This is a genomic window from Streptomyces sp. NPDC028298, from assembly GCF_055565895.1.
On the sequence record NZ_JBVHTL010000002.1, the window covers coordinates 1,084,770 to 1,109,429 of the forward strand.

Consider the following 24,660-nt stretch of genomic DNA (forward strand, 5'->3'; position numbering starts at 1 on the left):
CCTTGGGGTATGACGACGTACACCGCACAGCCCATCGGCGCGGTCGCCCTGAAGGAGCTCCGCGACACCGACGACGCGGGCCGCCGGCCCGTCCCGCTGACCGACGAGGAGGGCGGGTCCCCCTTGCGGTGCTGTCTGCGCCGCAGCGAGCCCGGGGAGCGTGTCTGCCTGGTCTCCTACGCCCCGTTGCGCCGCTGGGCGGCACGGACCGGAGCGCAGCCGGGTCCCTACGAGGAGACGGGCCCGGTCTTCGTCCACGCGGACGAGTGCGCGGGCCCGGCCACGGACGTCCTGCCCTTCACGAACGCCCACCGCGTGGTCCGCCGCTATTCGGCCCAGGGACACATCCTGGGCGGCCGGCTGGCCGCGACGCCGTCCGCGTTCGGCGAGGCCTTCACGGAGGCGTTCGCGGACCCGGAGGTGGCGCTGGTCCACGTACGGGCGGTGGAGTACGGCTGCTTCCTGTACGAGGTGCGGCGGCCCTGAGGCGGCGCGGCGGAGCGGCCGGGAAACGCGTCGAGGGAGTCCGCGCACCGGTGGGTGCGCGGACTCCCTCGACACGGAGTCGGTGGGCGGGGTTCAGCCCTGCTTCGGCTGCTTGTGGGACTTGTCCAGGACCATCACGAGGGCGGTGATGCCCCCGAACAGCACGAGCGGCAGCGCGACGTAGAGGCCGAGCGTCTCGATCACGCTCAGGCCGGAGCCGGGGTCGTCGCCGTCGTCGCGGGTCAGCGCGAGCGCGGGGGACGACATGAGCAGCATCATCAGCGTCGTGCCGGCCGCCAGGGCACCGGCGCGCAGGGCGTTCTTCTTGTCCACGGTGCAAACGTAGCGAACACCCGACCGGGCCGCGCGCCCGGGGTGCCGTACGGAGGTCACGGGGCGCGGGGCGGCCGCTCCGGAGGGCTCCCGGACCCGCCCGTGCGGTCGCTCTCGGCCCGTACGACGTCGATGAGGGCGTGCAGCCTGGGCGAGGCGGCCAGTTCCTCCAGGGTCACCGGGCGGCCCTCGGCGTCGGCGACGGGCAGCCGCCAGTTGGGGTACTCGTCCCAGGTGCCCGGAAGGTTCTGCGGGCGGCGGTCGCCGACGGCGTCCGGGAGCCAGACGCCGATCAGCCGGGCCGGGGTGCGCAGCAGGAAGCGGTGCACGGCCTGGATCTCGGCCTCCTCCACCGAGGCGGGCGCCCCGCCGCTCGGACCGCGCAGCAGCCCGAGCCGGGAGAGCAGGGCCAGCCACTCCCGGACGTCCGTGGCGGCGGCCGCCCGTTCCTCGTCGAGGGAGCCGGTCAACAGTCCGAGCCGGTCGCGGAGTTCGACGTGCTCGCCGGTGAACCGGGCCGCGGTGGACGGCAGGTCGTGGGTGGTGGCGGTGGCCAGGCAGTCGGTGCGCCAGGCCTCGGGCGGCAGGGGCAGGCCGTCCCCGTCCCAGTCGCGTTCGAACCACAGCACGGAGGTGCCGAGCACTCCGCGTTCCTGGAGCTTCTCGCGCACCCCGGGTTCGACGGTGCCGAGGTCCTCGCCGATGACCAGCGCTCCGGCCCGCGAGGCCTCCAGGACGAGGATCGCGAGCATCGCCTCGGCGTCGTAGCGGACGTACGTGCCCTCGGTGGGGGGCTGCCCCTCGGGGATCCACCAGAGCCGGAACAGGCCCATGACGTGGTCGATGCGCAGGGCGCCCGCGTGCCGCAGGAGCGCGCGCAGCAGCCGGCGGTAGGGGGCGTAGCCGGAGGCGGCGAGCCGGTCGGGCCGCCAGGGCGGCAGGCCCCAGTCCTGGCCGCGGGCGTTGAAGGCGTCGGGGGGCGCGCCGACGGACATGCCGGCGGCGAAGTACTCCTGCTGGGCCCAGGCGTCGGCTCCGTCGGGGTGGACGCCGACGGCGAGGTCGTGCACGAGACCGACGGCCATGCCCGCGTCGCGCGCGGAGCGCTGGGCGCGGGCGAGCTGGGCCTCGGTGAGCCAGGCGAGCCGGCTGTGGAAGTCGACGCGGTCCATCAGTTCGGCCCGGGCGCGGGCGGTCGCGGACGAGCGGGGGTCGCGCAGGGCCGCGGGCCAGTTCCGCCAGTCGGAGCCGTGCACCTCGGCGAGCGCGCACCAGGTGGCGTGGTCCTCCAGCGCGCGGCCCTCCTCGGCGAGGAAATCGGCGTACGCGGCCTGCCGTCCGGGCCCGAGCGGGACGGCGCGCACCGCCGCGAGGGCCTCGCGCTTGAGCTCCCACACGGCGTCGCGGTCGATGAGCGCGCCCTTGCGCAGGACGGAGTCGCGCAGCCGTTCGGCGCGCTCGCGGAGGGTGCGCAGCCGGTCCTGGTCCTCGGCGTAGGGGTACTCGGGGATGTCCTCGACGCGCAGGTGCACCGGGTCGGGGAAGCGGCGGGAGGAGGGCCGGTACGGGGAGGGGTCGGTGGGGTCGCCGGGCACGGCCGCGTGCAGCGGGTTGACCTGGACGAATCCGGCGCCGAGCGCCCGTCCCGCCCAGGCGGTCAGTTCGGCGAGGTCGCCGAGGTCGCCCATGCCCCAGGAGTGGCGGGAGAGCAGGGAGTAGAGCTGGACGAGCAGGCCGTAGGCGCGTCCGGGCGGCGCGGGCAGCCGGGTGGGGGCGACGACGAGGTGGGCGTCGGCGGCGCGGCCGTCGGGGGCACTGGCGTGCAGCGTGTGGACACCCGGCGGAAGGTTCTCGGCGGACGCCCGGGACTCGCCCTGTTCGGTGGTCACGCTCAGGCGGGTGCCGTCCGGCAGCGCGGCGATCTCGGCGGGGACGAGTCCGCCCCAGCACACCAGGGTCGGCGGCAGCAGCCGCCGCGCCGTCCCGGCCTCGTGCAGCGCGAGGGCGGCCCGGACGGCCTCCGGGGTGCTCGCGTCGACGCCGAGGGCGGCCAGGATCGCGACGAGCGCCGTGTCCGGCGCCGCGATCGTGCGGCCGGGGGACGGGCTGTACTCGGGGGCGACACCGTGCAGTTCGGCGAGCTGGGACAGGGGCGTCCGCGGCGCCGGCTCCGAGGCCGTCCGCGGCGGGTCGGCGGGCCCGGTGGGTGGCATCAGACCCCCGACGCGGCGCCGGCCGAGGTGGGCTCGCTCGTCAGATGCGCGGTGTCCGCGAGCGGCGGCTCACTGGTCAGCGGCTCGGCGTCGGGCAGCGGGGGTTCGCTGGTCAGCGGTGCCGCCGTGCAGGCGCTCTCCGAGCCGAGCGGGCTCAGGTGGGCGTCCTCGGGCTCGGCGGACGCCCGGCCGGCGCGGGGGCCGGGGACGGACGAGTGAGCCGCGCGTTCGGACAGGGCCGTGAGGAGCAGGTGTGCCGATGCGGCCACGGGGGGCCTCCTTGTCGAGGTCGGATACGGCGACCGGGGGCATTCCGGCGGTTCGTGCCGGAAACGGATGCCCCGGGCGGTCATCGCAGCCCTACCCCGTGGGCGCGACGGCAGACGCTCACGGACGGACAACGTGGTCCTGGTCACACTCCGTCGCCGTCCCGCGAGGCCGGACCGCGCCTCCAGGCTGGGGTAATCCCGGCACTTCGGCCACTCTCGTTGACACCCTCACCACCCGAATGGTGGGCTCGACGGCACACCGAAGCCGCAGCCGGGATGGCGGGCTACGAGGGGGAACCGTGCGACTCGGGCGTGGAAAAGGAGCGACCGCACTGGCGTTCGCCGTGGTCGCGAGCACGTTCGTGACGGCCCCCGCGGCTCTCGCGGCGCCCCATGGCCCGGCGGCCTCCGCGGACGACCGCGAACCCGCCGGAGGCGACCAGGCCGCCGGGAGCACCGCGCCCGCCGTCTGGCCCCGCCCCCAGTCGCTGCGCGCGAACGGCACCCCGGTCACCGTCACGGACGAGGTCGTCCTGGTCACCCCCGCGGCGGACACCTCCGGCGGCTCGCGTCCGGCGGGTTCGTACGCCCCGGGCGTCCCCCTGGCCCCGCACGCCCCCGGCGTGAGCGTCGACGCGTACGCCCCGGACAGCGATCTCGACCCGTACGCCCTCGAAGCGCTGCGCGCGTTGCTGCGACAGGCCGGCGCGCGCACGATCACAACCGCGCGTGACGGTGACGCGCTCCCGGCGCACGCGCTGGTGGTGCGGCTGGGGACGGACACCGCGGACACCGGCGGGCGGGGCGCCGGGACCTTCGGCGTCCCGCCCGCCGCATCCGGCTCCCTGGAGCGGGCCCTCACGGCGCTCGGCGCCGCGCCCCGGGCCGATCTGCCCTCCGGCGGCTACCGGCTGGCCGTCGGCCGCGTGGACGGCCGGGACACGGTCGCGCTCGCGGGAGTCGGCGAGGACGGCCTGTTCCACGGGGTGCAGAGCCTCGGTCAACTCCTGGGCGCCGACCGCCGGATCGCCGGTGCCGTCGTCCGCGACTGGCCCGGCACCGCCGTGCGGGGCGTCACCGAGGGGTTCTACGGCAGCCCGTGGACCCCCGAACAGCGGCTCGCGCAGCTCGACTTCATGGGCAGGACCAAGCAGAACCGCTACGTGTACGCGCCCGGCGACGACCTCTTCCGGCAGGCGCGCTGGCGTGAGCCGTACCCGGCCGGGGAGCGCGCCCGCTTCCGGGACCTGGCGGAGCGGGCGCGCCGCAACCACGTCACGCTGACCTGGGCGGTGGCCCCGGGGCAGGCGATGTGCTTCTCCTCGGACGCCGACGTCAAGGCCCTGACGCGCAAGCTCGACGCCATGTGGGCGCTCGGATTCCGGTCCTTCCAGCTTCAGTTCCAGGACGTCAGCTACACCGAGTGGCACTGCGGGGCGGACGCGGACGCGTTCGGCTCCGGCCCCGGCGCGGCGGCGAAGGCACAGGCACGGGTGGCGAACGCCGTGGCCCGGCATCTCGCCGCCCGCCACCCGGAGGTGGCCGCGCTGTCCCTGATGCCGACGGAGTACTACGAGGACGGTTCGACCGACTACCGGCGGAAGCTCGCGGCCGCCCTGGACAAGGGCGTCGAGATCGCCTGGACGGGCATCGGGGTCGTGCCGAAGACCATCACCGGCGGCGAACTGGCCCGCACCCGGGCGGTGTTCGGCAGCCACCGGCTCGTCACCATGGACAACTACCCCGTCAACGACTACGCCCAGGACCGCGTCTTCCTCGGCCCCTACCAGGGGCGCGACCCTGCGGTGGCCACCGGTTCGGCGGCCCTGCTCGCCAACGCGATGCCCCAGGCGGAAGCCTCCCGCATCCCGCTGTTCACGACGGCCGACTACGCCTGGAACCCGCGGGACTACCGGCCCCAGGAGTCCTGGCGGGCCGCGATCGAGGACCTCGCGGGCGGGGACGCCGAGGACGCGGACGCGCTGCGCGCGCTGGCCGGGAACGAGGCCTCCTCCGTCCTCGGCGGCGAGGAGTCGGCGTACCTTCGCCCGCTCATGGAGGCGTTCTGGCAGGCGCGGACGGGCGCGGACCACGCGGCGGCCGAGGGTGCGGCCGGGCGGCTGCGCGCCGCCTTCACGGTGATGCGCGAGACGCCGGGGCGGCTGGCCGGCCGCCCGATCGCCACCGAAGTGGCTCCCTGGACCGAGCAGTTGGCGCGCTACGGCGCGGCCGGTGAGACGGCCGTCGACCTGCTCGCCGCCCAGTCGAACGGTGACGCGACGACGGCGTGGGCGGCGTACCGCGCCCTGAACCGGCTGCGCGGCGAACTCGCGGCGAGCGGGGCGAAGGTCGGCACGGGCGTGCTCGACCCGTTCCTGAAGCGGGCCCGCACGGCGTACGAGCAGTGGGCGGGCCTCGACAACGAGTCCTCCACCGGCCGGGACACCCCGAAGAACCCCGGCGCGGCCGGGAACGGCGGCACCGGAACCGGCGGCGGGGGCACGGCGGACCCGGGCGGAAAGGGCGACGGCGGCGCGGGGGCCGCGCCGGACGACGGCACCACGAAGGACGGCGACGCGCGGGACGGCCGTCTCGTGCTGCTCCCGCGCCCGCGCACCCTCACCGACCTCAGCGTGCTCACCGACCCCACCGCGACGGGCTTCGTCGAGGCGCACGTGCCGGGCGAGGGCTGGCGGTACCTCGGCCCCCTCACCGCCGGGGGCGCGACGGAACTCGGCGCGGCGCAGCTCGGCGCGCGGGGCATGCGCGTGGACGCGCTGCGGGTCGTGGGACCCGGGCGTTCCCAGGTCCGCCACCTCGTGCCGTGGTTCGCCGACACGCCCGCCGCGGCCCTGGACCTGGACCGCTCCACGACGGACGTGGAGATCGGCGGCACGGAGCGGATCACCGCCCGGCTGACGTCCCTGCGCCCCACCGGCGTCAGGGGTGAGCTGACCGCACACGCCCCCGAGGGCATCCGGGTCAAGGTCTCCCGGCCCTCGCCCACCCTGGCGCGTGGCGCCGTGGTCGACAGCGTCGTCGAGGTCACGGTCCCTCAGGGAACACCGTCGGGCTCGTACGAGGTGACGGTCGCGTTCGGCGCACAGACCCGCACCCTGACGGTCCGCGCCTTCCCGCGTACGGCGGGCCCCGACCTCGCCCGCACCGGCACGGCCTCCTCGTCCGCCGACGAGACCCCCGACTTCCCGGCCTCGGCGGCCAACGACGGGGACCCGGCGACCCGCTGGTCCTCCCCGGTGGACGACGGCGCCTGGTGGCAGGTGGAGCTGGCCGAACCGGCGCGCCTCGGCCGGCTCGTGCTGACCTGGCAGGACGCGCACCCCTCCGCGTACCGCGTCCAGGTCTCCGCCGACGGCCGCGTCTGGCGCACGGCGACGACCGTGACCGACAGCCGCGGCGGCCGGGAATCCCTCCGCTTCGACGAACGCGACGTCCGCTACGTCCGCGTCCAGGGGACGCGGAGGGCCACGGCGTACGGGTACTCGCTGTGGTCGGCGGAGGCGTACGCGGTCGCGGAGTGAGGCCCGGCCGGGGCTCTCGCCGCTCCCGGCTTCCCTCTGCGCTCTCTCGCGCTCCCACGTGCCCCTCGGCACTACCCGACGCTCCTCGGCTCTCCTCCGCGCCCCTCGGGCAATGGGTGATCAGCTTTTCGTCGCCAGCTATTCACTCAGTACATATCTTGAGTGCATACTGATCTCCATGAGCACCCGTCACATCCTGTTGGGGCTGCTCGCCGGAGGACCCAGCCATGGGTACGACCTCAAGCGACGCCACGACGAACGCTTCCCGCAGGCCCGCCCACTGGCGTACGGGCAGGTGTACACGACCTTGCAACGGCTGGTCCGCGACGGCCTCGCCGCGGTCGACGGCACCGACTCGGACGGAGGACCCGAGCGGACCCTGTACCGCTCGACCCGGGACGGAACGCGTGAACTGACCCACTGGGCGGGAGAGATCGCGCCCCCCGCGCCCTTCGTGACGAACGAGATCTTCGCCAAGGTCGTCGTCTCGATCCTGGCCTCGGCCGACCCGGCCGGCTATCTGCGGGCGCAGCGCGCCGCGCACATGGCGCGGATGCGCGAGCTCACGGCGGTCAAGACGACACCCGGCGCGGACCTCGCGACCGTCCTGTCGGCCGACTACGCCCTCAACCACCTCGACGCCGATCTCCGCTGGATGGCGACCACGGCGGCCCGGCTCACCACCCTGACCGCGGAGGTCGACACAGCATGAGCACCCCCCTTCTGACCGCCAGGGACCTGGTCAAGGCGCACGGCCCGACCCCCGCCCTGCGCGGCGCCTCACTGGACCTGGCCGCGGGCGAGGTCCTCGCCGTCACCGGGGCCAGCGGCAGCGGCAAGTCCACCCTGCTCCACTGCCTGGCCGGCATCGTCAGGCCCGACGGCGGAACGGTGGAGTACGCGGGTGAGCGCCTCGACCTGCTCCCGGAGAAGCGGCTCGGCGAGCTGCGCCGCACGGACTTCGGGGTGGTGTTCCAGTTCGGCCAGCTCATCCCCGAACTGACCGCCGCCGACAACGTGGCGCTGCCCCTGCTGCTCGCGGGCGCCTCACGGGCGGCCGCGCGGGAGCGGGCGGGCGAGTGGCTGGAGCGGTTCGGCGTGCGGGGGCAGGAGGCGCTGCGGCCCGGTGAGATGAGCGGCGGCCAGGCCCAGCGGGTGGCGCTGGCCAGGGCCCTCGTCACGGACCCGAAGGCCGTCTTCGCGGACGAGCCGACCGGCGCGCTGGACTCCCTCGCCGGGGAGCAGGTGATGGCCGCCCTGATCCACACCGCCCGGGAGGCTGGCACGGCGGTCCTGCTGATCACGCACGACGCCCAGGTGGCGGCGTACGCGGACCGTGAGATCTCGCTGCGGGACGGCGTCGTGACCGGCTCCGACACCCCGGCGACGGCCCCGGCGGCCACGACGGAGGTGTCCCGGTGAGGACCGACCTCCGTATCGCCCTGCTCCTGACCCGCGGTTCCGACCGGCGCGAGGGGTGGCGGGTCGCGCTCACGGCCGTGGGGGCGGCCCTCGCCACCGGGCTCTGCCTGGCGGCCGTCGCCATCGCCTCGCTCCAGGGGCAGTACGCCCTGCCGCTCGCCCACGGCCTGCTCCAGCAGCCGGGCGAACGGGCGGGCGTGGTCCTGACCCTGCTGCTCCTGCTGGTGCCGGTCCTCGGGTTCCTCGGGCAGTGCGCCCGCATCGGGGCCGTGCACCGCGACCGGCGGATGGCCGCGCTGCGCCTCGCCGGCGCCGCCCCCGCGCAGGTGCGGCGGATCGCCGCGCTGGAGGCGGGCCTCGCGTGTCTGACCGGCTCGGCCGTCGCCACCGGCGTCTCCGCCGGGGTCCTGCTGCGCCAGTGGCACAACCCGCCGGCGGTCGTCTGGGCCGGCTTCGCGGGAATCGCCCTCGCCGTGCCCGTGCTGGGCGCGCTGGTGAGCGCGCTGGCCCTGCGCCGGGTGGTGGCCTCACCGCTGGGCTGGGTGCGCCGCACACGCCCGAGCCGTGGGCGGGGTCCGGGCCTCGCCGTGCTCCTGACGGCTCTCGTGATACTTCTCACCGGGCTCGTCCTCGCTCCGCGCAGCTTCGGCGGGTTCGAGACGACTCCGCTGTTCGTGTTCGGCGTGGTGATCATCACGGGCACCGGCGCCATCTGGGCGGCCGGGGCGAGCGCCCGGCTGACGGGCCGCGTGCTCGCGGAGCGGACGGGAAACCCGGCGGTGCTGATCGCGGCCGAGCGGCTGCGGGACGACCCCTGGGCGGGTGCCCGCACCCATGCGGCGGTGCTGCTGGTGACGGTGGTGGGGACGGGCTTCGTCGGCATACGGCAGGTCCTGCTCGACGCGCTCGCCGGGCGTGACCGCGCCTCGCTGCCCGCCGACCCGGCCTTCTACACGACCGGTCTCGATCTCGTGGGCGCCGCGATCCTGCTCGCCCTCGCGATCACCCTGTCCGGGCTGGCCGTGGGGACCGCCGAATCGCTGGCCGCCCGCCGCCGCGGCCTCGCCGCGCAGGCCGCGGCGGGAGTGCCGCGGTCGGTGCTGGGGCGCGCTCTGATCCTGGAGACCGCGCTGCCGCTGGCCCCGGCGGTCGCGCTGGCCGGGGCCGGGGGCCTGGCGATCGGCGTCTGGTACGGGCAGCTCGCGGGCGATGGATTCGTGCCGGTGCTGCCGCTGGTCGTCCCCGTCGCCGTCTACGCGGCGTCCCTGCTGGCCGCGGCCACGTCGCGACCTCTCCTGCGCCGCTCGGTGCGGCCCGCGGAGCTGCGTCACGCGTGATGCGCGCCCGGTCCGTCCCGGTCCCGTCCGCGGAAGGTGGGCCCGGCGCCCCGGCACGCGGACCGGGCCCGAAGCCCGCGGACGGAGCCGGTGACCGAGTGCCCGTTGACCCTCTGGCACGCGAGCAGGGCACGATGTCCGCGCGGCACGCGGACAGGGCCGGCCGACCGTGCGGCACGGGGGCGGCTGCCGGAAGGCACGGGGGTCCTCCCGGTCAGCCGGAGGTGGCGGCGGCCGAGGCCGGCGCCACCAACGCGAAGGCCCGGATCGTCAGGCTGAGATGCCGTCGATCCGGGCCATGGCGTCGTCCGCGCCGTACGGTTGGAGGTAGGGCATCCAGCGCGGGTCCCTGTGCCCGGTTCCGATGATGCGCCAGGCGAGCCCCGTCGGCGGGGCGGGTTTGTGGCGCAGGCGCCAGCCGATCTCCACCAGGTGGCGGTCGGCCTTCGTGTGGTTGCAGCGGCGGCAGGACGCCACCACGTTGTCCCAGGCGTGCTGACCCCCGCGGGAGCGCGGGATGACGTGGTCGACGCTGGTTGCGACGCCACCGCAGTACATGCACCGGCCGCCGTCGCGGGCGAACAGAGCTCGCCTGGTCAGCGGGACGGGCCCTCGGTAGGGGACCCGGACGAACCTCTTCAGCCGGACCACGCTGGGTGCGGGGACAGTAACGGTCGCGCTGTGCATGAAGGCGCCGGATTCCTCGAGACAGACGGCTTTGTTCTCGAGGACGAGGACGAGCGCGCGGTGGAGCGGTACGACGCCGAGCGGCTCGTACGACGCGTTGAGGACCAGGACGTGCGGCACGGATGCCTCCTTGTACGCCGGCGGCGCGTGGCTCGCGCCGGGACGATCTGCAGTCAGTCTCCCCTCATGCCTGGTGGTGGCGCCACCATGTCCCGGTAACGGGCTGGGAGTGTTTTCGACCACACCCCCTACATCCCCAGGTGAGCACGGTCTCTCCCCCGTAGATGACAACGATCCACACACGATGCCCCGTTAGTGTGGTGGTTCTGCCCGGACGGCAACCCCTCCCGTGTCCCCGCCGCGGGCAGACCGCTACGCCTGGAGGTACCTGCTGTGTCCCTGCCCGTCCTATCGGCCCTGGCGGCCGGTCCGGCTCCGTCGCCGTCCCCCTCGACGACGACCGGTCCGGTGACCCCCACGCTTCAGGACGCCCAGGAGAAGGCGACCCATGCCGCGAGCTGGGTCGAGGAGAACTGGTCGACCTGGCTGGCCATAGGTCTGCGTGTCCTGCTGGTGCTGGTGATCGCGGCGATACTGAGAGTGTTCGTGCGCCGGGCGATCACCAAGCTCATCGACCGGATGGGCCGCACCGCCGAGGCGGTCGACGGCACGGCGCTGGGCGGCCTGCTGGTGAACGTGGAGCGCCGCCGTCAGCGCTCCCAGGCCATCGGCTCGGTCCTGCGCTCGGTCGCGTCCTTCCTGATCATGGGCACCGCCGCGCTGATGATCCTCAGCACGTTCGAGATCAACCTGGCCCCGCTGCTCGCCTCGGCGGGTGTGGCCGGTGTCGCGATCGGTTTCGGCGCCCGCAACCTGGTCACGGACTTCCTCTCCGGCGTCTTCATGATCCTGGAGGACCAGTACGGCGTCGGCGACGTGATCGACGCGGGTGTGGCCTCCGGCGAGGTCATCGAGGTGGGTCTGCGCGTGACCAAGCTGCGCGGCGACAACGGCGAGATCTGGTACATCCGCAACGGCGAGGTCAAGCGCATCGGGAACCTCTCCCAGGGCTGGGCGACGGCCGGTGTGGACGTCACGGTCCGCGCCTCGGAGGACCTGGACCACGTCCGGTCCGTCATCGGCGAGGTCGCCGAGACCATCAGCAAGGAAGAGCCCTGGAACGAGCGCCTGTGGGGCCCGATCGAGATCCTGGGCCTGGACAGCGTCCTCCTCGACTCGATGGTGGTCCGGGTCTCGGCCAAGACGATGCCCGGCAAGGCCATGTCCGTGGAGCGCGAGCTGCGCTGGCGCATCAAGCGCGCCTTCGACGCCGCGGAGATCCGCATCGTGGGCGGCCCCACCGCGCCCGCGGAGGAGGAGCCCCTCGACCCGTCGGCCGCGGTGGCGGCCCCGTCGGTGTACGCCAACGCCGAGTCCCCCCAGTCGGTGGCGACCTCACCCATCCCGGCTCCGGCCGCGGCCCCGGCTCAGTCGAGCGTGCCGAAGTAGGACACGGCGGTACGGGGAAGGGGCGGCGTCCGGAACATCCGGGCGCCGCCCCTTCGCCACCGGGTGCCCCTTCACCGTCGCGCACCCCATCGCCACCGGGTGCCCCTTCGCCGCCGCGCACCCCATCGCCACCGGGTGCCTCTTCGCCGTCGCGCACCCCCTCGCCGTCGCGCACCCCTTCGCCACCGGGTGCCCCTTCACCGTCGCGCGCCCCCTCGCCGCCGCGCACCCCTTCGCCACCGGGTGCCCCTTCACCGTCGCGCGCCCCCTCGCCGCCGGCCCCTCCACGAGCGCTCACCCCGGCCCCCCGGCCGGCGTGCGGTTGATCGTCTTCACACGACCCCCGCATTCCGGCCACCTTCTCCGGCCGTCTACTGTCGCAGCCACAGCGGGCCCTTGTTCTGGAGCTCAACGCCCAGGGGACCGCCTCGAATGTGGGGAACCATGCACAAGTACGCCATAGGTGCCGCCGTGTCCGGCGCCCTGGCCCTGTCCGCCCTGGCCGTGCCGTCCGCGTCGGCCGCCACGCCGGACCTGACCTTCTCCGACGTGGCCGTCAACAACGGCAAGCCGATCGTCGTGGGCACCACCACCACGGTGAAGGTCCCGGTGACGTACACCTTCGTGCGGCCCGCCGACCTCGTCGTCGACGGCGTGAAGAGCGTCGCGGGCATCCTCCTGTACCGCGGGGCGTCGCTCTCGCGGCAGGAGAACGAGCTGGGGCCGGACGACGCCCCGGTCTGCACCACCACGGCCACGACGGCGACGACCGTCACGCAGTCCTGCCACGAGGCCATCTACGTCGAACCCGACGAGTACCTCTACGAGGCCGCGGACGCCGGCACCTGGAAGGTGGCCGGCTTCTACAGCAGCAACACCTCGGACAACGACGACTCCGACAACCACATCAGCATGCAGTTCGGCTACGACATGTGGGGAGTTCCCGGCTCCGCCCAGGTCAAGCGCGCCGCCAGGCTCACCGTCAACGCCACTCCCGAGCCGGTGAAGAAGGGTGCCACCCTCACCGTCAAGGGCGCGCTGACGCGTGCCGACTGGGCGTCGGGCAAGTACACCGGCTACAAGGGCCGGCCGGCCGCCCTTCAGTTCAAGGCCAAGGGCGCCGCCTCCTACAAGACCGTCAAGACGGTGACCTCCGGCACCGCGGGCGCCCTGAGCACCACGGTCAAGGCCGCGGCCGACGGCACCTACCGCTACTCGTTCGCGGGCACGTCCACCACGGGCACCGCCACGGCCGCCGGCGACTACGTCGACGTGAAGTAGCCGAGGCCGGCGCCTCCTCCGTCCCACCCGAGCCTCCTCCGCCCCACCCGAGCCGCCCCCGCAGCAGACGAACTCGTCCGCGGCGGGGGCGGCTTCGCGCGTTCCGGCGACGACCCCGCGACCCGGACGGCGGTTGCTCTTGACGCCCGCACCCCCTCCGGCCTACTTTCCTCGCACCAGCAATAGGAAACTTTCCTAACAATGATCTTGGGTGGACTTCCCGAAGGCACCCCTGGGAAGCTGGTCGGTCGAAGAAGGGCAGGTGGCGACACCATGGCAGGATCCGCCGGCACGCCGGGCACCCCGCGCGTCCTGCGCGCGATGAACGACCGCGCCGCCCTCGATCTGCTGCTCGCGCACGGACCGCTCTCGCGGACCCGGATCGGGAAGCTCACCGGGCTGTCCAAGCCCACCGCCTCCCAGCTCCTCGCCCGCCTGGAAGCCGCCGGGCTCGTCCTGGCCACCGGCACCAGCGAGGGCCGACCGGGCCCCAGCGCCCAGCTCTACGAGGTCAATCCGGGCGCCGCGCACGCCGCGGGCCTCGACGTCACCCCCGAGCGGATCCTCGCCGCCGTCGCCGACATCACCGGCCGCACGATCGGCACGTACGAACTGCCCACCCCCGGCCGCCGCGCGGCCCAGCCCGTCGTACGGCAGGTCACCGACGCCCTCGACGGCGCGGTGAAGGCCGCCGGGCTCGCCCGCGACGACGTCCGCCGTCTGGTCATCGCGACGCCCGGCGCCTTCGACCCCAACACCGGCCGGCTGCGCTACGCCTCGCACCTGCCCGGCTGGCACTCCCCCACGCTCCTCGACGAACTGGCCGCGGCCCTGCCGATGCCCGTCGAGTACGAGAACGACGTCAACCTCGTGGCCATCGCCGAGCAGCGGCTCGGCGCCGCCCGGGGCCACGAGGACTTCGTCCTGCTGTGGAACGAGGGCGGTCTCGGCGCCGCCCTCGTCCTCGGCGGCCGGCTGCACCGCGGCTGGACCGGCGGCGCGGGCGAGGTCGGCTTCCTGCCGGTGCCCGGCGCGCCCCTGGTGCGCCAGGTGACCCGCGCCAACAGCGGTGGCTACCAGGAACTCGCCGGCTCCCAGGCCCTCCCCGCGCTGGCCCGTGAACTCGGCGTCCAAGACCTGCCCACCGGCCCGTACACCGAGGTCGCGGCCGCCCTCGTCGAACGGGCCGCCGCCGTCGACACGGGCCCCTACCGGCAGCTCCTGGAGCGGTACGCGACCGGACTGGCCACCGGTCTGGCCTCCCTCGTCTCCGTGCTCGACCCCGAACTGGTCGTCCTCAGCGGAGCCTCGCTCACCGCGGGCGGCGAACCGCTGCGCGCCCTGGTCCAGGCCGAACTGGAGGAGCTGGCCGCGTCCCGGCCGCGCCTCGTCGTCGGCGACGTCCACGAACACCCCGTGCTGCGCGGGGCGCTGGAGAGCGCCCTGGCGGCCACCCGCGACGAGGTCTTCGACACCTCCCGCTGAGTCCGCCCGCCCCGCCGCTCCCCTCCTTCCCGAGCCCCCACCCCGTCATGTCCCGCCCCGTCCTTCGCAGGGAGATCCCGCCATGCCCGGAATGTCACGAAAGGCGGCCGTCGCACTCGCCGCGTCCGCCTCGATAGCCCTCCTCGCCACCGCCTGTACCGGCCAGTCCGACAGCGGCGGAGGCGACGACGCGTCCAAGGAACAGACGATCAACTTCTGGCACGGCTGGAGCGCGCCGAACGAGGTCAAGGCCGTGAAGTCGCTGGTCGCAGGCTTCGAGAAGGCGCACCCCAACATCCACGTGAACATCGTCGGCAACATGACCGACGACAAGATCAACCAGGCGCTGCGCGCGGGCGGCGACAAGGCCCCGGACGTGGTCTCGTCCTTCACCACCAACAACGTGGGCAAGTTCTGCTCGTCCGGCGCCTTCGTCGATCTGAACCCCTACTTCAAGAAGGCGAACATCGACCCCGAGACGGCCTTCCCGAAGGCCATGAACGAGTACACCCAGTTCGACGGCAACCGCTGCACGGTGCCGCTCCTCGGTGACGCGTACGGGCTCTACTACAACAAGGACGCGTTCGCGAAGGCCGGGATCGCCTCCCCGCCGAAGACCTGGTCCGAGTTCGAGAAGGACGCCAAGAAGCTCACGATCGCCCAGGGCGACTCGTACTCCCAGCTCGGCTTCATGCCGAACTACCACGGCTGGGAGTCCACCACCGAGCACTACTTCGGGCAGTTCTCGCCGACGTACTTCGACAGCGCGGGCAAGTCGAACGTCGCCAAGGACCCCGCCTTCACGGCCGGGTTCACGCTCCAGAAGAAGCTCGTCGACGAACTCGGCGGCTTCAAGAAGCTGGAGACCTTCCGTTCCAAGCTCGGTGACGAGTGGGGCCCCAAGCACCCCTTCCACACCGGTCAGGTGGCCATGCAGCTCGACGGCGAGTGGCGGCTCGGCATGGCCGAGGAGGCCAAGCCGGACTTCGAGATCGGCGTCGCCCCGCTGCCCGTCCCGGACGACCAGGCGGACCAGTACGGCAAGGGCTACATCACCGGCACGATCGCGGGCATCCCGTCCACCAGCAGGAAGCAGAACGCGGCCTGGGAGCTGGTCAAGTACATGACCACGAACACGGACGCGGTGGTCGGCTTCGCCAACGACATCCACAACGTGCCCTCGACGCTCGCCGCCCTCAAGTCACCGAAGCTGAAGTACGACCCGCGCTTCAAGACGTTCCTGGACATCGCCTCGAACCCGAACTCGACGACGACCCCGGCGTCCATCAACGGCGGCACCTACCTCGTGACGCTCCAGCAGTTCGGATACGACTACGAGAGCGGCAGGACGAAGGATCTGAAGGCGGGCCTCGCGGCCACGGCCAAGCAGATCGACACGGACATCGCGCAGGCGAAGTAGCCGCACGGACATGACCACTGTCACCCTCGCCTCCAAGCGCCGCAGGTCGGCGCTGCGGACCCTCGCCTTCATGTCGCCCTGGCTGATCGGCTTCGCGGTCTTCTTCGCCTACCCGCTGATCTCGACCGTCTACTTCTCCTTCATGCACTACGACGGCTTCAGGGCGCCGACGTGGAGCGGGACGCAGAACTGGCGCTACGTCTTCGAGAACTACCCGCTGTTCTGGCCCGCGTTGCGCAACACCCTGTGGCTGGTCCTCGTCATGGTGACCCTGCGGGTGCTGTTCGGGCTCGGCGTCGGACTGCTGATCACGAAGATCAAGACGGGTACGGGGGTCTTCCGCACCCTCTTCTACCTGCCTTACCTCGCCCCGCCGGTGGCCGCCACCATGGCCTTCGCCTTCCTCCTCAACCCCGGCACGGGACCGGTCAACTCGCTGCTGGAGAAGGTCGGCATCTCGGCCCCCGGCTGGTTCAACGACCCCTCCTGGTCCAAGCCCGCCCTGACCCTGCTGGCCCTGTGGGGCATCGGTGACCTGATGGTCATCTTCATGGCCGCGCTGCTGGACGTACCCACCGAGCAGTACGAGGCCGCCGAACTGGACGGCGCCTCGGCCTGGCAGCGCTTCCGGTACGTCACGCTGCCGAACATCTCGCCCATCGTGATGTTCGCCGTGGTCACCGGGGTCATCCAGACCATGCAGTACTACACCCAGCCGCTGATCGCCGGAAAGGTCGCCTCCGGCGTCATCCAGGGCGCCGGCACGCAGTTCGAGCCCGGCTACCCCGACAAGTCGACGCTCACCCTGCCCCAGCTCGTCTACAACCTCGGCTTCCAGCGCTTCGACTACGGCTCCGCCTGTGTGGTCGCGCTCGTGCTGTTCGCCCTGTCCATGGTGTTCACCGCGTTCCTGATGCGGCGCCGGGGCGGCCTCATCCAGGCAGGTGACTGACCGATGACCCAAGTACTCGACAAGCCGGTGGGGCTGGCGAAGCCCGTCTCCCCCGCCGAGCGCACCGCCCGCCGCAGGGCCCTCCTGGAGTGGGTCGCGGTCCACTCCCTGGGCGTCGCGGCCGCCCTCTTCTTCGTGCTGCCCTTCGTGTTCGTGTTCCTGACCTCGCTCATGAGCGACAGCCAGGCACTCAGCCGCGACCTGATCCCGCACACCTGGGAGTGGGGCAACTACAAGAAGGTCTTCGACACCCCCGGCTTCCTCACCTGGTGGAAGAACACCCTGCTGTACGCCGGCTTCGGCACGGTCCTGACGGTCGTCTCGTCGATCCCCGTCGCCTACGCCCTGGCCAAGTTCCGCTTCCGCGGCCGGAATCTGTCGCTGATGCTGGTCATCTCGATGATGATGCTGCCGCCGCAGGTCGTGATCATCCCCATGTACCTGTTCTGGGCCAAGCAGCTCGACCTGTCCGGCACCCTGTGGCCGCTGATCATCCCGATGGCGTTCGGGGACGCGTTCTCCATCTTCCTGCTGCGCCAGTTCCTGATGACCATCCCGAACGAGTACCTGGACGCCGCCAAGGTCGACGGCTGCGGGGAGCTGCGGACGCTGCTCAAGGTCGTCCTGCCGATGGCGAGGCCCGGCATCGCGGCCGTCGCGCTCTTCCAGTTCTTCTACGCCTGGAACGACTACTTCGGACCCCAGATCTACGCGTCCGAGAACCCGGGCGCCTGGACGCTGAGTTACGGCCTGGAGTCGTTCAAGGGCGCGCACCACACCGACTGGAATCTCACCATGGCCGCGACCGTCCTGGTCATGGCCCCCGTGATCCTCGTGTTCTTCTTCGCGCAGAAGGCGTTCGTCGAAGGTGTCACGCTCACCGGAGTGAAGGGTTAACCATGAAACTCACCGTGGTCGGCGGAGGGTCGACCTACACCCCCGAACTCATCGACGGCTTCGCCCGGCTCAGGGACACCCTGCCCGTCGAGGAACTCGTCCTCGTCGACCCGGCCGCGGAGCGTCTGGAGCTCGTCGGCGGCCTGGCCCGCCGGATCTTCGCCCGCCAGGGCCACCCCGGCCGGATCGTCACCACCTCCGACCTGGACGCGGGTGTCGAGGGCGCCGACGCCGTGCTCCTCCAACTGCGCGTCGGCGGCCAGGCGGCCCGCGAGCAGGACGAGACCTGGCCGCTGGAGTGCGGCTGCGTCGGGCAGGAGACGACCGGCGCGGGCGGCCTGGCCAAGGCGCTGCGCACGGTTCCGGTGGTCCTGGACATCGCCGAGCGGGTCCGCCGCGCCAACCCGGACGCGTGGATCATCGACTTCACCAACCCGGTCGGCATCGTGACCCGGGCCCTGCTCCAGGCCGGCCACAAGGCGGTCGGCCTGTGCAACGTGGCGATCGGCTTCCAGCGGAAGTTCGCCGCGCTGCTCGGGGTCTCCCCCGCCGATGTGCATCTCGACCATGTGGGCCTCAACCACCTGACCTGGGAGACCGGTGTGCGCCTGGGCGGTCCCGCGGGCGAGAACGTCCTGCCCCGGCTGCTCGCCGAACACGGCGACTCCGTCGCCGCGGACCTGCGTCTGCCCCTGTCCCTGGTCGAGCGCCTCGGCGTGGTCCCCTCGTACTACCTGCGCTACTTCTACGCGCACGACGAGGTCGTCCGGGAACTGCGCACCAAGCCCTCCCGGGCCGCCGAGGTGGCGGAGATGGAAAGGCAGTTGCTGACCATGTACGGCGACCCGGCGCTCGACGAGAAGCCGGAGCTGCTGGCGAAGCGGGGCGGCGCCTACTACTCCGAGGCGGCCGTCGACCTCGCCGCCGCGCTGCTCGGCGGGGGCGGCAGCCCCTACCAGGTGGTGAACACGTACAACCGGGGAACCCTGCCGTTCCTGCCGGACGACGCCGTCATCGAGGTGCAGGCCGCGGTCGGCGCCAAGGGGGCCGCGCCGCTGCCGGTGCCCCCGGTCGACCCGCTCTACGCGGGACTCGTGGCGAACGTGACCGCGTACGAGGATCTCGCCCTGGACGCCGCCCTGCGCGGCGGGCGCGACCGCGTCTTCCGGGCGCTGCTGGCCCATCCCCTCGTCGGCCAGTACGCCCTGGCCGACGCCCTGACCGACCAGTTGATCGCGCACAACCAGGAGCACCTCGCGTGGGCATGACCTCGACGGAAACCGGTGCCGGGACGGCCGCCGGGTCCGGCCCCGCGGGCCTCGTGCTGGCCATCGACGCGGGGAACAGCAAGACCGACGTCGCCGTGGTCGCCGCGGACGGCACGGTGGCGGGCACCGCGCGCGGAGGCGGGTTCCGGCCCCCCGCCGTCGGGGTCGAGACGGCGGTGGACGCCGTCGCCGACGCCGTGCGACGGGCCTTCGACGAGGCGGGCGTCACCTCGGTCGCCCATGTCTCCGCCTGCCTCGCCAACGCCGACCTGCCGGTGGAGGAGGAGCAGTTGGCCGCCGCGCTCGACGCGCGCGCGTGGGGCGCGGGGGTGGAGGTGCGCAACGACACCTTCGCGATCCTGCGGGCCGGGATCGCCGAACCGCGCGGTGTCGCCGTGGTCTGCGGGGCCGGCATCAACTGTGTCGGCATGCGGCCCGACGGCCGCACCGCCCGTTTCCCCGCCATCGGCCGCATCTCGGGCGACTGGGGCGGCGGCTGGGGTCTGGCGGAGGAGGCCCTGTGGCACGCGGCACGGGCCGAGGACGGCCGGGGCGGCGAGACCGCGCTGGCCCGCACGCTGCCCGCGCACTTCGGCCTGGACTCCATGTACGCGCTCATCGAGGCACTGCACCTGGAGCACATCCCGAACGCGCGGCGCCACGAGCTGACCCCGGTCCTGTTCGCCACGGCGGTGGACGGCGACCCGGTGGCCCGCGCGCTCGTCGACCGTCTCGCGGACGAGGTGGTCGCGATGGCGACGGTCGCCCTGGACCGGCTCGGCCTGCTCGCCGAGGAGACCCCGGTCCTCCTCGGCGGCAGCATCCTCGCCGCCCGCCACCCCCGGCTCGACGACCGGGTCCGCGAACTCCTGGCCGTCCGCGCACCCAAGGCGGTCCCCCGGGTGGTCACCGCCCCTCCGGTCCTGGGCGCCGCGCTCCTGGGCCTGGACCACGTCCGGGCCGCGGGCGAGATCCACGCGCGCGTGCGGGCGTTCTACGAAGGGGGCTGAGGAAACACGCGGGGTCCGGGCGCCGGGAGCGGCGCCCGGGGCTCCGGAACCGTCCATGACCTGGCCCACAGGGGCGGGAACCAATCCGATCCGGAACACGTGTTCATGAGCAGGGGGGTGGCGCGGGGGAATCGTGCTGCGCCGTGATCCGAACAAGATCCAGGCAAGGCCTGTGCGGATGCCGGTAAGGGCGGCGATACTTGCCGCCGTGCACGTACGCCGGCCGGCCGCGCCCACCGCGTCCGCGGTGAGCGTGCCCGAGCGGATGACCATGGGGGAGGTCGACAGTGACACACCCGCCGAAGGGCAGCGCGGCGCCACCGGGGCGGGGCGCGCCCACGATGCCGGCCGTCCCGGCCCAGTCCGGGCCTCCCCGGCCGCCGGACGGATCTCCCCTGGTCCAGGGCGCCTTCGGGGCCCCTCCGGGCTCTCCCCCGGCTCCCGTCGCGGCACCGCGGCGCACGGCGTGGGCGGAGGGTGTGGACCGGCTGCGCGCCGCGGCGACGACGGAGCCGGGGCGGCTGCGGATCATCGGCGCCTTCCTCGCCCTGCTGGTCGTCGCGTTCGGCGCGGTCACCGCCTGGCAGATGACGGAGCGTTCGGCCGCCGCGGACAACGTGCTGCACAGCAGCCAGCCGCTGAGCGCGAGCGCCGCGGACATCTACCGCTCGCTGGCCGACGCCAACACCGCGGCCTCCAGCGGCTTCCTGGCGGGCGGTCAGGAGTCGAAGGAGACCCGCGACCGCTACGAGGAGGACATCAGGACGGCGGCCGCGAAGCTGATCACCGCGGCCAACAGCTCCGAGCCGGGCTCCTCCGCGGCCAGGACGATCTCCCAGCTCAACGAACTGCTGCCCGAGTACAAGGGCCTGGTCGAGCGGGCCCGCGCCAACAACCGGCAGGGCTACCCGCTGGGCGGCGCCTACCTGCGGTACGCGAACGACACGATGCAGCAGAAAATGCTCCCGAGGGCCGAGCAGCTCTACCTGAGCGAGAACCGGCGGCTGAACGCCGACTACGCCGACGCCAAGCCCTACCCGTGGGCCGCGATCGCGCTCGGGGCCGTCGCGCTCGGCGCCCTCGCCTGGGCCCAGCGGCGCAACTACCACCGTACGAACCGGGTGCTGAACCAGGGCATGGCCGCCGCCACCGCGGCGTCGCTGGCCGTGCTGCTGTGGCTCACCGTCGGCCACACGGTCGCCCGGTCCGGACTGAACGAGTCGTACGACCACGGGGTCCGCTCCCTGAACGTGCTGCACGACGCGCAGATCGCGTCCCTGAAGGCGCGGGGCAACGAGAACCTCACCCTGATCAGCAGGGGCGCCGAGAGCAAGGTCCTGCCCGACAAGTCGACCGTCGATCTGTACGACTACAGCTTCGACCTCGACATGAAGAGGCTCACCGACCGCCTCGCCGCGGCGGCGGGACTCGCGAACGACAGCTCGGGCGAGCGGCCCGTCGAGGCCGCGACCGCCAACATGAAGGTCTGGAAGCAGCGTCACGCGGAGGCCCGCGAGGCCGACAACAACGGCGAGTACCAGGTCGCGCTGGACCGGGTCATCGGCTCCCCCGACAAGAAGCCCACGGGCGAGTGCTTCGACGGCGTCGACAAGAACCTGGGGATCGCGCTCACGCACGAGCAGGACGAGTTCCAGCGGGCGGCCGGCGACGGCCTGGGCGCCATGACCGGCCTCCCGGTCGGCGCCGCGGTCCTCGCCGTGCTGGCCGCCGCGGGCGCGGTGCTCGGCATCGGCCGCAGGCTTTCGGAGTACCGGTGAGAGGGGGAGCTTCGATGAACGCACGACGTCTGCGGGCGAGCCTGAGGGGCTGGGGCGGCGTGGGCGCGATGGCACTCGCCTGCGCGACGGCCCTCGTCCTCGCGCTGCTGCTGCCGAACTCCGCGCGCGGGGACGGCGTCACGGGTGCCGGCGGACAGGGCGTGGCCCGGGGCACCCAGGCCAGGGCCGCGCAGTGCACCGACCCGCAGGACCGCAGTCCCGCCCCCTCGGGCGCGGACGGGCCGACGATCGAGGCCATCAAGAACCGCTCGGACCGGCGGCTGATCGTCGGCGTCGACCAGAACAGCTACCACTGGGGCTACCGCGACCCGAACAACCCGGAGGCCGGCAGCAACCTGGAGGGCTTCGACATCGACCTGGTCCACGCGATCGCCAAGGACATCCTGGGCGACCCGGACGCCGTCCAGTTCCGGGCGATCCCGACCAGCCAGCGCATCCCCGCGATCCAGCAGGGCAAGGTCGACATGGTCGTGCGCACCATGACGATCAACTGCGACCGCCTGAAGCAGGTCGCGTTCTCCGCGCCCTACTTCAAGACCGGCCAGCAGGTGCTGGCCCCGGCCCGCTCCTCCGTCACGGGGTACGACAAGAGCCTGGCCGGCAGGAGGATCTGCTCGGCCTCGGGCTCCACCGCCTACGAACGGCTGATCGCCGACCGGGACGCGGGCCGGCTCGCCACCGGCGCCAAGGTCTCCGCCCCCGTGCCCAACCAGCTCGACTGCCTGGTGCGGCTCCAGCTCGGCGAGGCCGACGTGGTGGTGACGGACGGGGCGCTCGCCGCGAGCCAGGCCGCGCAGGACCCCACGGTCGCGCTCAAGGGCGGCCCCTTCACCACCGAGTTCTACGGCGTGGCGATGAAGAAGGGGCCGGACGACGACCTGGTGCGCCGGGTCAACCGGATCCTGGCCGACTACGTCAAGGACGGCTGGCGGCAGTCGTACGACAAATGGCTCGCTCCGACCCTCCGGCCCGACTCCCCCTCCGAGAACCCGCCGGTCGCCCACTACAAGCAAACGACCTGATACGACTGGAGAGTTGTCCGGCGGCACACACCGAGCCGCCGGGAACACGCGAGAACGAGAGGTGATCGATGGGCGTCACGGGACCCCCCGGGCCGGTGATGGACCGGGACGAGGCGGACCGTGCGCTGGCGCGCCTGGGCGCGGAGCACGAGGCCATCGAGACCTCGCTCCTGGCCCTGCAGGACCACGCGGGCCGCAGACTCCTGGAAGGCGCCGAACTCACCGGCACGACCAAGGAGCGCTGGGCGTCCGCGGAGGCGTCGATCACCTTGCTGTGGGCGTACTTCGACGCGTACGCGGACGCCCTGCGCTCCGCGCGCGAGATCCGCTCCCGCAGGCGCTGGTCCAGCCGTGAGGACCTGGTCGAGCTGACCGAGCTGCTGCGCGGTTCGGGCATCACGGTCGCCGGTTCCACGACGGCCACCGCGAACGCGCCGACCCTGGCCGGCACCGGCAAGCTCAGCGAGCGGTTCTCGCTGGCGGGCCTGGTGGACCGGATGAACGAGCTGTACGCGACCTCGCTCGACATGGTCGTGACCGCGGACGCCGTGTGGTCCGCGCTGCCCGCCCGCATAGATTTACTGGCCGCGGAGCTCCAGCGCACCCGGGCCCTCGCGCACTCCGTGGGCGTGCGCCCCGGCGAGCACCCCTCGGGCGACGACCTGGAGCGCATCACCCGGACCCTGACCGCCCTGCGCGAGCGCGTGGTCTCCGACCCGCTCGCCTTCTGGGTGCCCGCCCAGGGGAGTTCGGCACCGGGCGGCGGCCGTCCGGACACGACGGCGTACGACCGTGAGGCGCGTGCCCTGGAGGAGGTGCGCCGGGAGATCGACGCGGTCCTGACGGTGCGCCAGGACGCCGAGGCGCGGCTGGTGAAGCTGCGGGACGTGCTCAGCCGCGCGGACCGCACGCTCGCCGAGGCGCGCAGCGCCCGCGGCGAGGTCCTCGCGAAGATCGCCGCCTCCGAGGTACCGGCCGTCAGCGGTCCGCCGACAGCGCTCCAGGAACAGCTCGCGACGGCCGCGGAGTACCGCAGGCACGCGCAGTGGCACCGCCTCTCGCCGCTGCTGGAGGCGCTGGAGGAGAAGGCCGAGGACGAACTCCTGCGCGCCCGCGAGTCGTTGACGGCAGTCACCCAGCCGCTGGCGGTCCGCGCCGAGCTGCGCGGCCGCCTGGACGCGTACAAGGCGAAGGTCGCCCGGCTCGGCTTCGCCGAGGACCCGTTCCTCGTGGAGCGCTACGACGCGGCCCGGCGCATGCTGTGGAGCGCTCCCTGTGATCTGCGGGTGGCGGAGGAGGCGGTCCTGCGCTATCAGCGGGCGGCGGCCGAGGTGCTGAGCCCGCAGGTGCCGGAGCAGGGCGGTCCTCATGACCGTGTGGACCGGAGGGGGCCCGACGCGTGAGCGTTGAAGGGGAGACGGGTGTGAGCGAGCAGCCGGTGAGTGAGCGGGCGTGCGGCCGGCCCGGTTGTGAGGGGTCGTACGAGGACATGGGAGGCGGCGAGCTGTACTGCGACACCTGCGGCCTCGCCCCCGCCGAACCCGCACCGGGATCCACCCGGTCCGGAAGCGCACCCGCATCCGGCGCCGGCGAGCCGCCGGCGAGCGGGCGGACGTGCGGCCGGCCCGGTTGCGAGGGGTCGTACGAGGACATGGGAGGCGGCGAGCTGTACTGCGACACCTGCGGCCTCGCCCCCGCCGAACCCGCACCGGGATCCACCCGGTCCGG

The 24,660-nt window shown here is 73.3% G+C and carries 21 protein-coding genes; 17 read left to right on the forward strand and 4 right to left on the reverse strand.

Features of this window, described 5'->3' with window-relative positions; translation table 11 throughout:
- Nucleotides 1–9 precede the first annotated feature (9 nt).
- Nucleotides 10–486, forward strand: a complete 477-nt coding sequence (locus ACZ4TO_RS13270; RefSeq protein ID WP_468024186.1) for a DUF1203 domain-containing protein — start codon at nt 10–12, stop codon at nt 484–486.
- Nucleotides 487–579: 93 nt separating this feature from the next.
- On the opposite strand, the gene ACZ4TO_RS13275 is transcribed toward ACZ4TO_RS13270, so the two are convergent.
- Genes ACZ4TO_RS13275 through ACZ4TO_RS13285 form a run of 3 tightly spaced genes read right to left on the reverse strand, consistent with a single transcriptional unit; the run spans nt 580 to nt 3,301 of the window.
- The gene (locus ACZ4TO_RS13275) at nt 580–819 is read right to left on the reverse strand and encodes a hypothetical protein (RefSeq protein ID WP_339129379.1); all 240 of its coding nucleotides are present in this window, start codon (nt 817–819) and stop codon (nt 580–582) included.
- 56 nt (nt 820–875) lie between these two features.
- Nucleotides 876–3,032 (reverse strand): 4-alpha-glucanotransferase, encoded by a 2,157-nt coding sequence (gene malQ, locus ACZ4TO_RS13280; protein WP_468024187.1) that lies wholly within the window; start codon nt 3,030–3,032, stop codon nt 876–878.
- Nucleotides 3,032–3,301, reverse strand: coding sequence for a hypothetical protein (locus ACZ4TO_RS13285; protein WP_382782645.1), 270 nt, complete (start codon nt 3,299–3,301; stop codon nt 3,032–3,034). The genes malQ and ACZ4TO_RS13285 overlap by 1 nt, the downstream gene beginning before the upstream one ends.
- Before the next feature lie 299 nt (nt 3,302–3,600).
- Here ACZ4TO_RS13285 and ACZ4TO_RS13290 point away from each other — a divergent pair, with 299 nt between their 5' ends.
- From ACZ4TO_RS13290 to ACZ4TO_RS13305, 4 genes are all read left to right on the forward strand, one after another.
- Nucleotides 3,601–6,843: a beta-N-acetylglucosaminidase domain-containing protein gene (locus ACZ4TO_RS13290; protein ID WP_468024188.1), complete on the forward strand. Its 3,243-nt coding sequence runs from the start codon at nt 3,601–3,603 to the stop codon at nt 6,841–6,843.
- Nucleotides 6,844–7,021: 178 nt separating this feature from the next.
- Complete coding sequence (locus ACZ4TO_RS13295; RefSeq protein WP_468024189.1) at nt 7,022–7,555, forward strand: PadR family transcriptional regulator; 534 nt, start codon at nt 7,022–7,024, stop codon at nt 7,553–7,555.
- On the forward strand, nt 7,552–8,265 hold the full coding sequence (locus ACZ4TO_RS13300) for an ABC transporter ATP-binding protein (protein WP_468024190.1): 714 nt from the start codon (nt 7,552–7,554) through the stop codon (nt 8,263–8,265). Before ACZ4TO_RS13295 ends, ACZ4TO_RS13300 begins: the two co-directional genes overlap by 4 nt.
- Nucleotides 8,262–9,602, forward strand: coding sequence for an FtsX-like permease family protein (locus ACZ4TO_RS13305; RefSeq protein ID WP_385045077.1), 1,341 nt, complete (start codon nt 8,262–8,264; stop codon nt 9,600–9,602). The genes ACZ4TO_RS13300 and ACZ4TO_RS13305 overlap by 4 nt, the downstream gene beginning before the upstream one ends.
- 270 nt (nt 9,603–9,872) lie before the next feature.
- On the opposite strand, the gene ACZ4TO_RS13310 is transcribed toward ACZ4TO_RS13305, so the two are convergent.
- Nucleotides 9,873–10,409 carry an HNH endonuclease gene (locus ACZ4TO_RS13310; protein WP_037618871.1) on the reverse strand — a complete coding sequence of 179 codons (537 nt, stop codon included), beginning with the start codon at nt 10,407–10,409 and terminating at the stop codon, nt 9,873–9,875.
- 273 nt (nt 10,410–10,682) lie between these two features.
- Here ACZ4TO_RS13310 and ACZ4TO_RS13315 point away from each other — a divergent pair, with 273 nt between their 5' ends.
- The 12 genes from ACZ4TO_RS13315 to ACZ4TO_RS13370 form a co-directional block, all read left to right on the forward strand.
- The gene (locus tag ACZ4TO_RS13315; RefSeq protein ID WP_382782661.1) at nt 10,683–11,798 is read left to right on the forward strand and encodes a mechanosensitive ion channel family protein; all 1,116 of its coding nucleotides are present in this window, start codon (nt 10,683–10,685) and stop codon (nt 11,796–11,798) included.
- A 444-nt stretch (nt 11,799–12,242) separates the two neighbouring features.
- The gene (locus ACZ4TO_RS13320) at nt 12,243–13,079 is read left to right on the forward strand and encodes a hypothetical protein (protein ID WP_468024191.1); all 837 of its coding nucleotides are present in this window, start codon (nt 12,243–12,245) and stop codon (nt 13,077–13,079) included.
- 273 nt (nt 13,080–13,352) lie between these two features.
- Nucleotides 13,353–14,564, forward strand: coding sequence for an ROK family transcriptional regulator (locus ACZ4TO_RS13325; protein ID WP_468024192.1), 1,212 nt, complete (start codon nt 13,353–13,355; stop codon nt 14,562–14,564).
- An 82-nt stretch (nt 14,565–14,646) separates the two neighbouring features.
- Nucleotides 14,647–15,984 carry an ABC transporter substrate-binding protein gene (locus tag ACZ4TO_RS13330; protein ID WP_382782669.1) on the forward strand — a complete coding sequence of 446 codons (1,338 nt, stop codon included), beginning with the start codon at nt 14,647–14,649 and terminating at the stop codon, nt 15,982–15,984.
- A gap of 10 nt (nt 15,985–15,994) precedes the next feature.
- Nucleotides 15,995–16,936, forward strand: coding sequence for a carbohydrate ABC transporter permease (locus tag ACZ4TO_RS13335; RefSeq protein WP_382782671.1), 942 nt, complete (start codon nt 15,995–15,997; stop codon nt 16,934–16,936).
- Nucleotides 16,937–16,939: 3 nt separating this feature from the next.
- Nucleotides 16,940–17,833, forward strand: coding sequence for a carbohydrate ABC transporter permease (locus ACZ4TO_RS13340; RefSeq protein WP_382782675.1), 894 nt, complete (start codon nt 16,940–16,942; stop codon nt 17,831–17,833).
- 2 nt (nt 17,834–17,835) lie between these two features.
- A complete protein-coding gene (locus ACZ4TO_RS13345; RefSeq protein ID WP_382782676.1) occupies nt 17,836–19,101 on the forward strand; it encodes a 6-phospho-beta-glucosidase in 1,266 nt (421 codons plus the stop codon).
- Entirely contained in the window at nt 19,098–20,111 is a 1,014-nt protein-coding gene (locus ACZ4TO_RS13350) for an N-acetylglucosamine kinase (RefSeq protein ID WP_468024193.1), read from the forward strand. The genes ACZ4TO_RS13345 and ACZ4TO_RS13350 overlap by 4 nt, the downstream gene beginning before the upstream one ends.
- 287 nt (nt 20,112–20,398) lie before the next feature.
- Nucleotides 20,399–21,889 (forward strand): hypothetical protein, encoded by a 1,491-nt coding sequence (locus ACZ4TO_RS13355; protein WP_468024194.1) that lies wholly within the window; start codon nt 20,399–20,401, stop codon nt 21,887–21,889.
- 14 nt (nt 21,890–21,903) lie between these two features.
- Nucleotides 21,904–22,932, forward strand: a complete 1,029-nt coding sequence (locus tag ACZ4TO_RS13360) for a glutamate ABC transporter substrate-binding protein (protein ID WP_468024195.1) — start codon at nt 21,904–21,906, stop codon at nt 22,930–22,932.
- Nucleotides 22,933–23,000: 68 nt separating this feature from the next.
- Nucleotides 23,001–24,335: a hypothetical protein gene (locus ACZ4TO_RS13365; protein WP_382782689.1), complete on the forward strand. Its 1,335-nt coding sequence runs from the start codon at nt 23,001–23,003 to the stop codon at nt 24,333–24,335.
- An 86-nt stretch (nt 24,336–24,421) separates the two neighbouring features.
- A partial coding sequence (locus ACZ4TO_RS13370) for a hypothetical protein (RefSeq protein WP_468024371.1) occupies nt 24,422–24,660 on the forward strand: 239 nt, incomplete at its 3' end.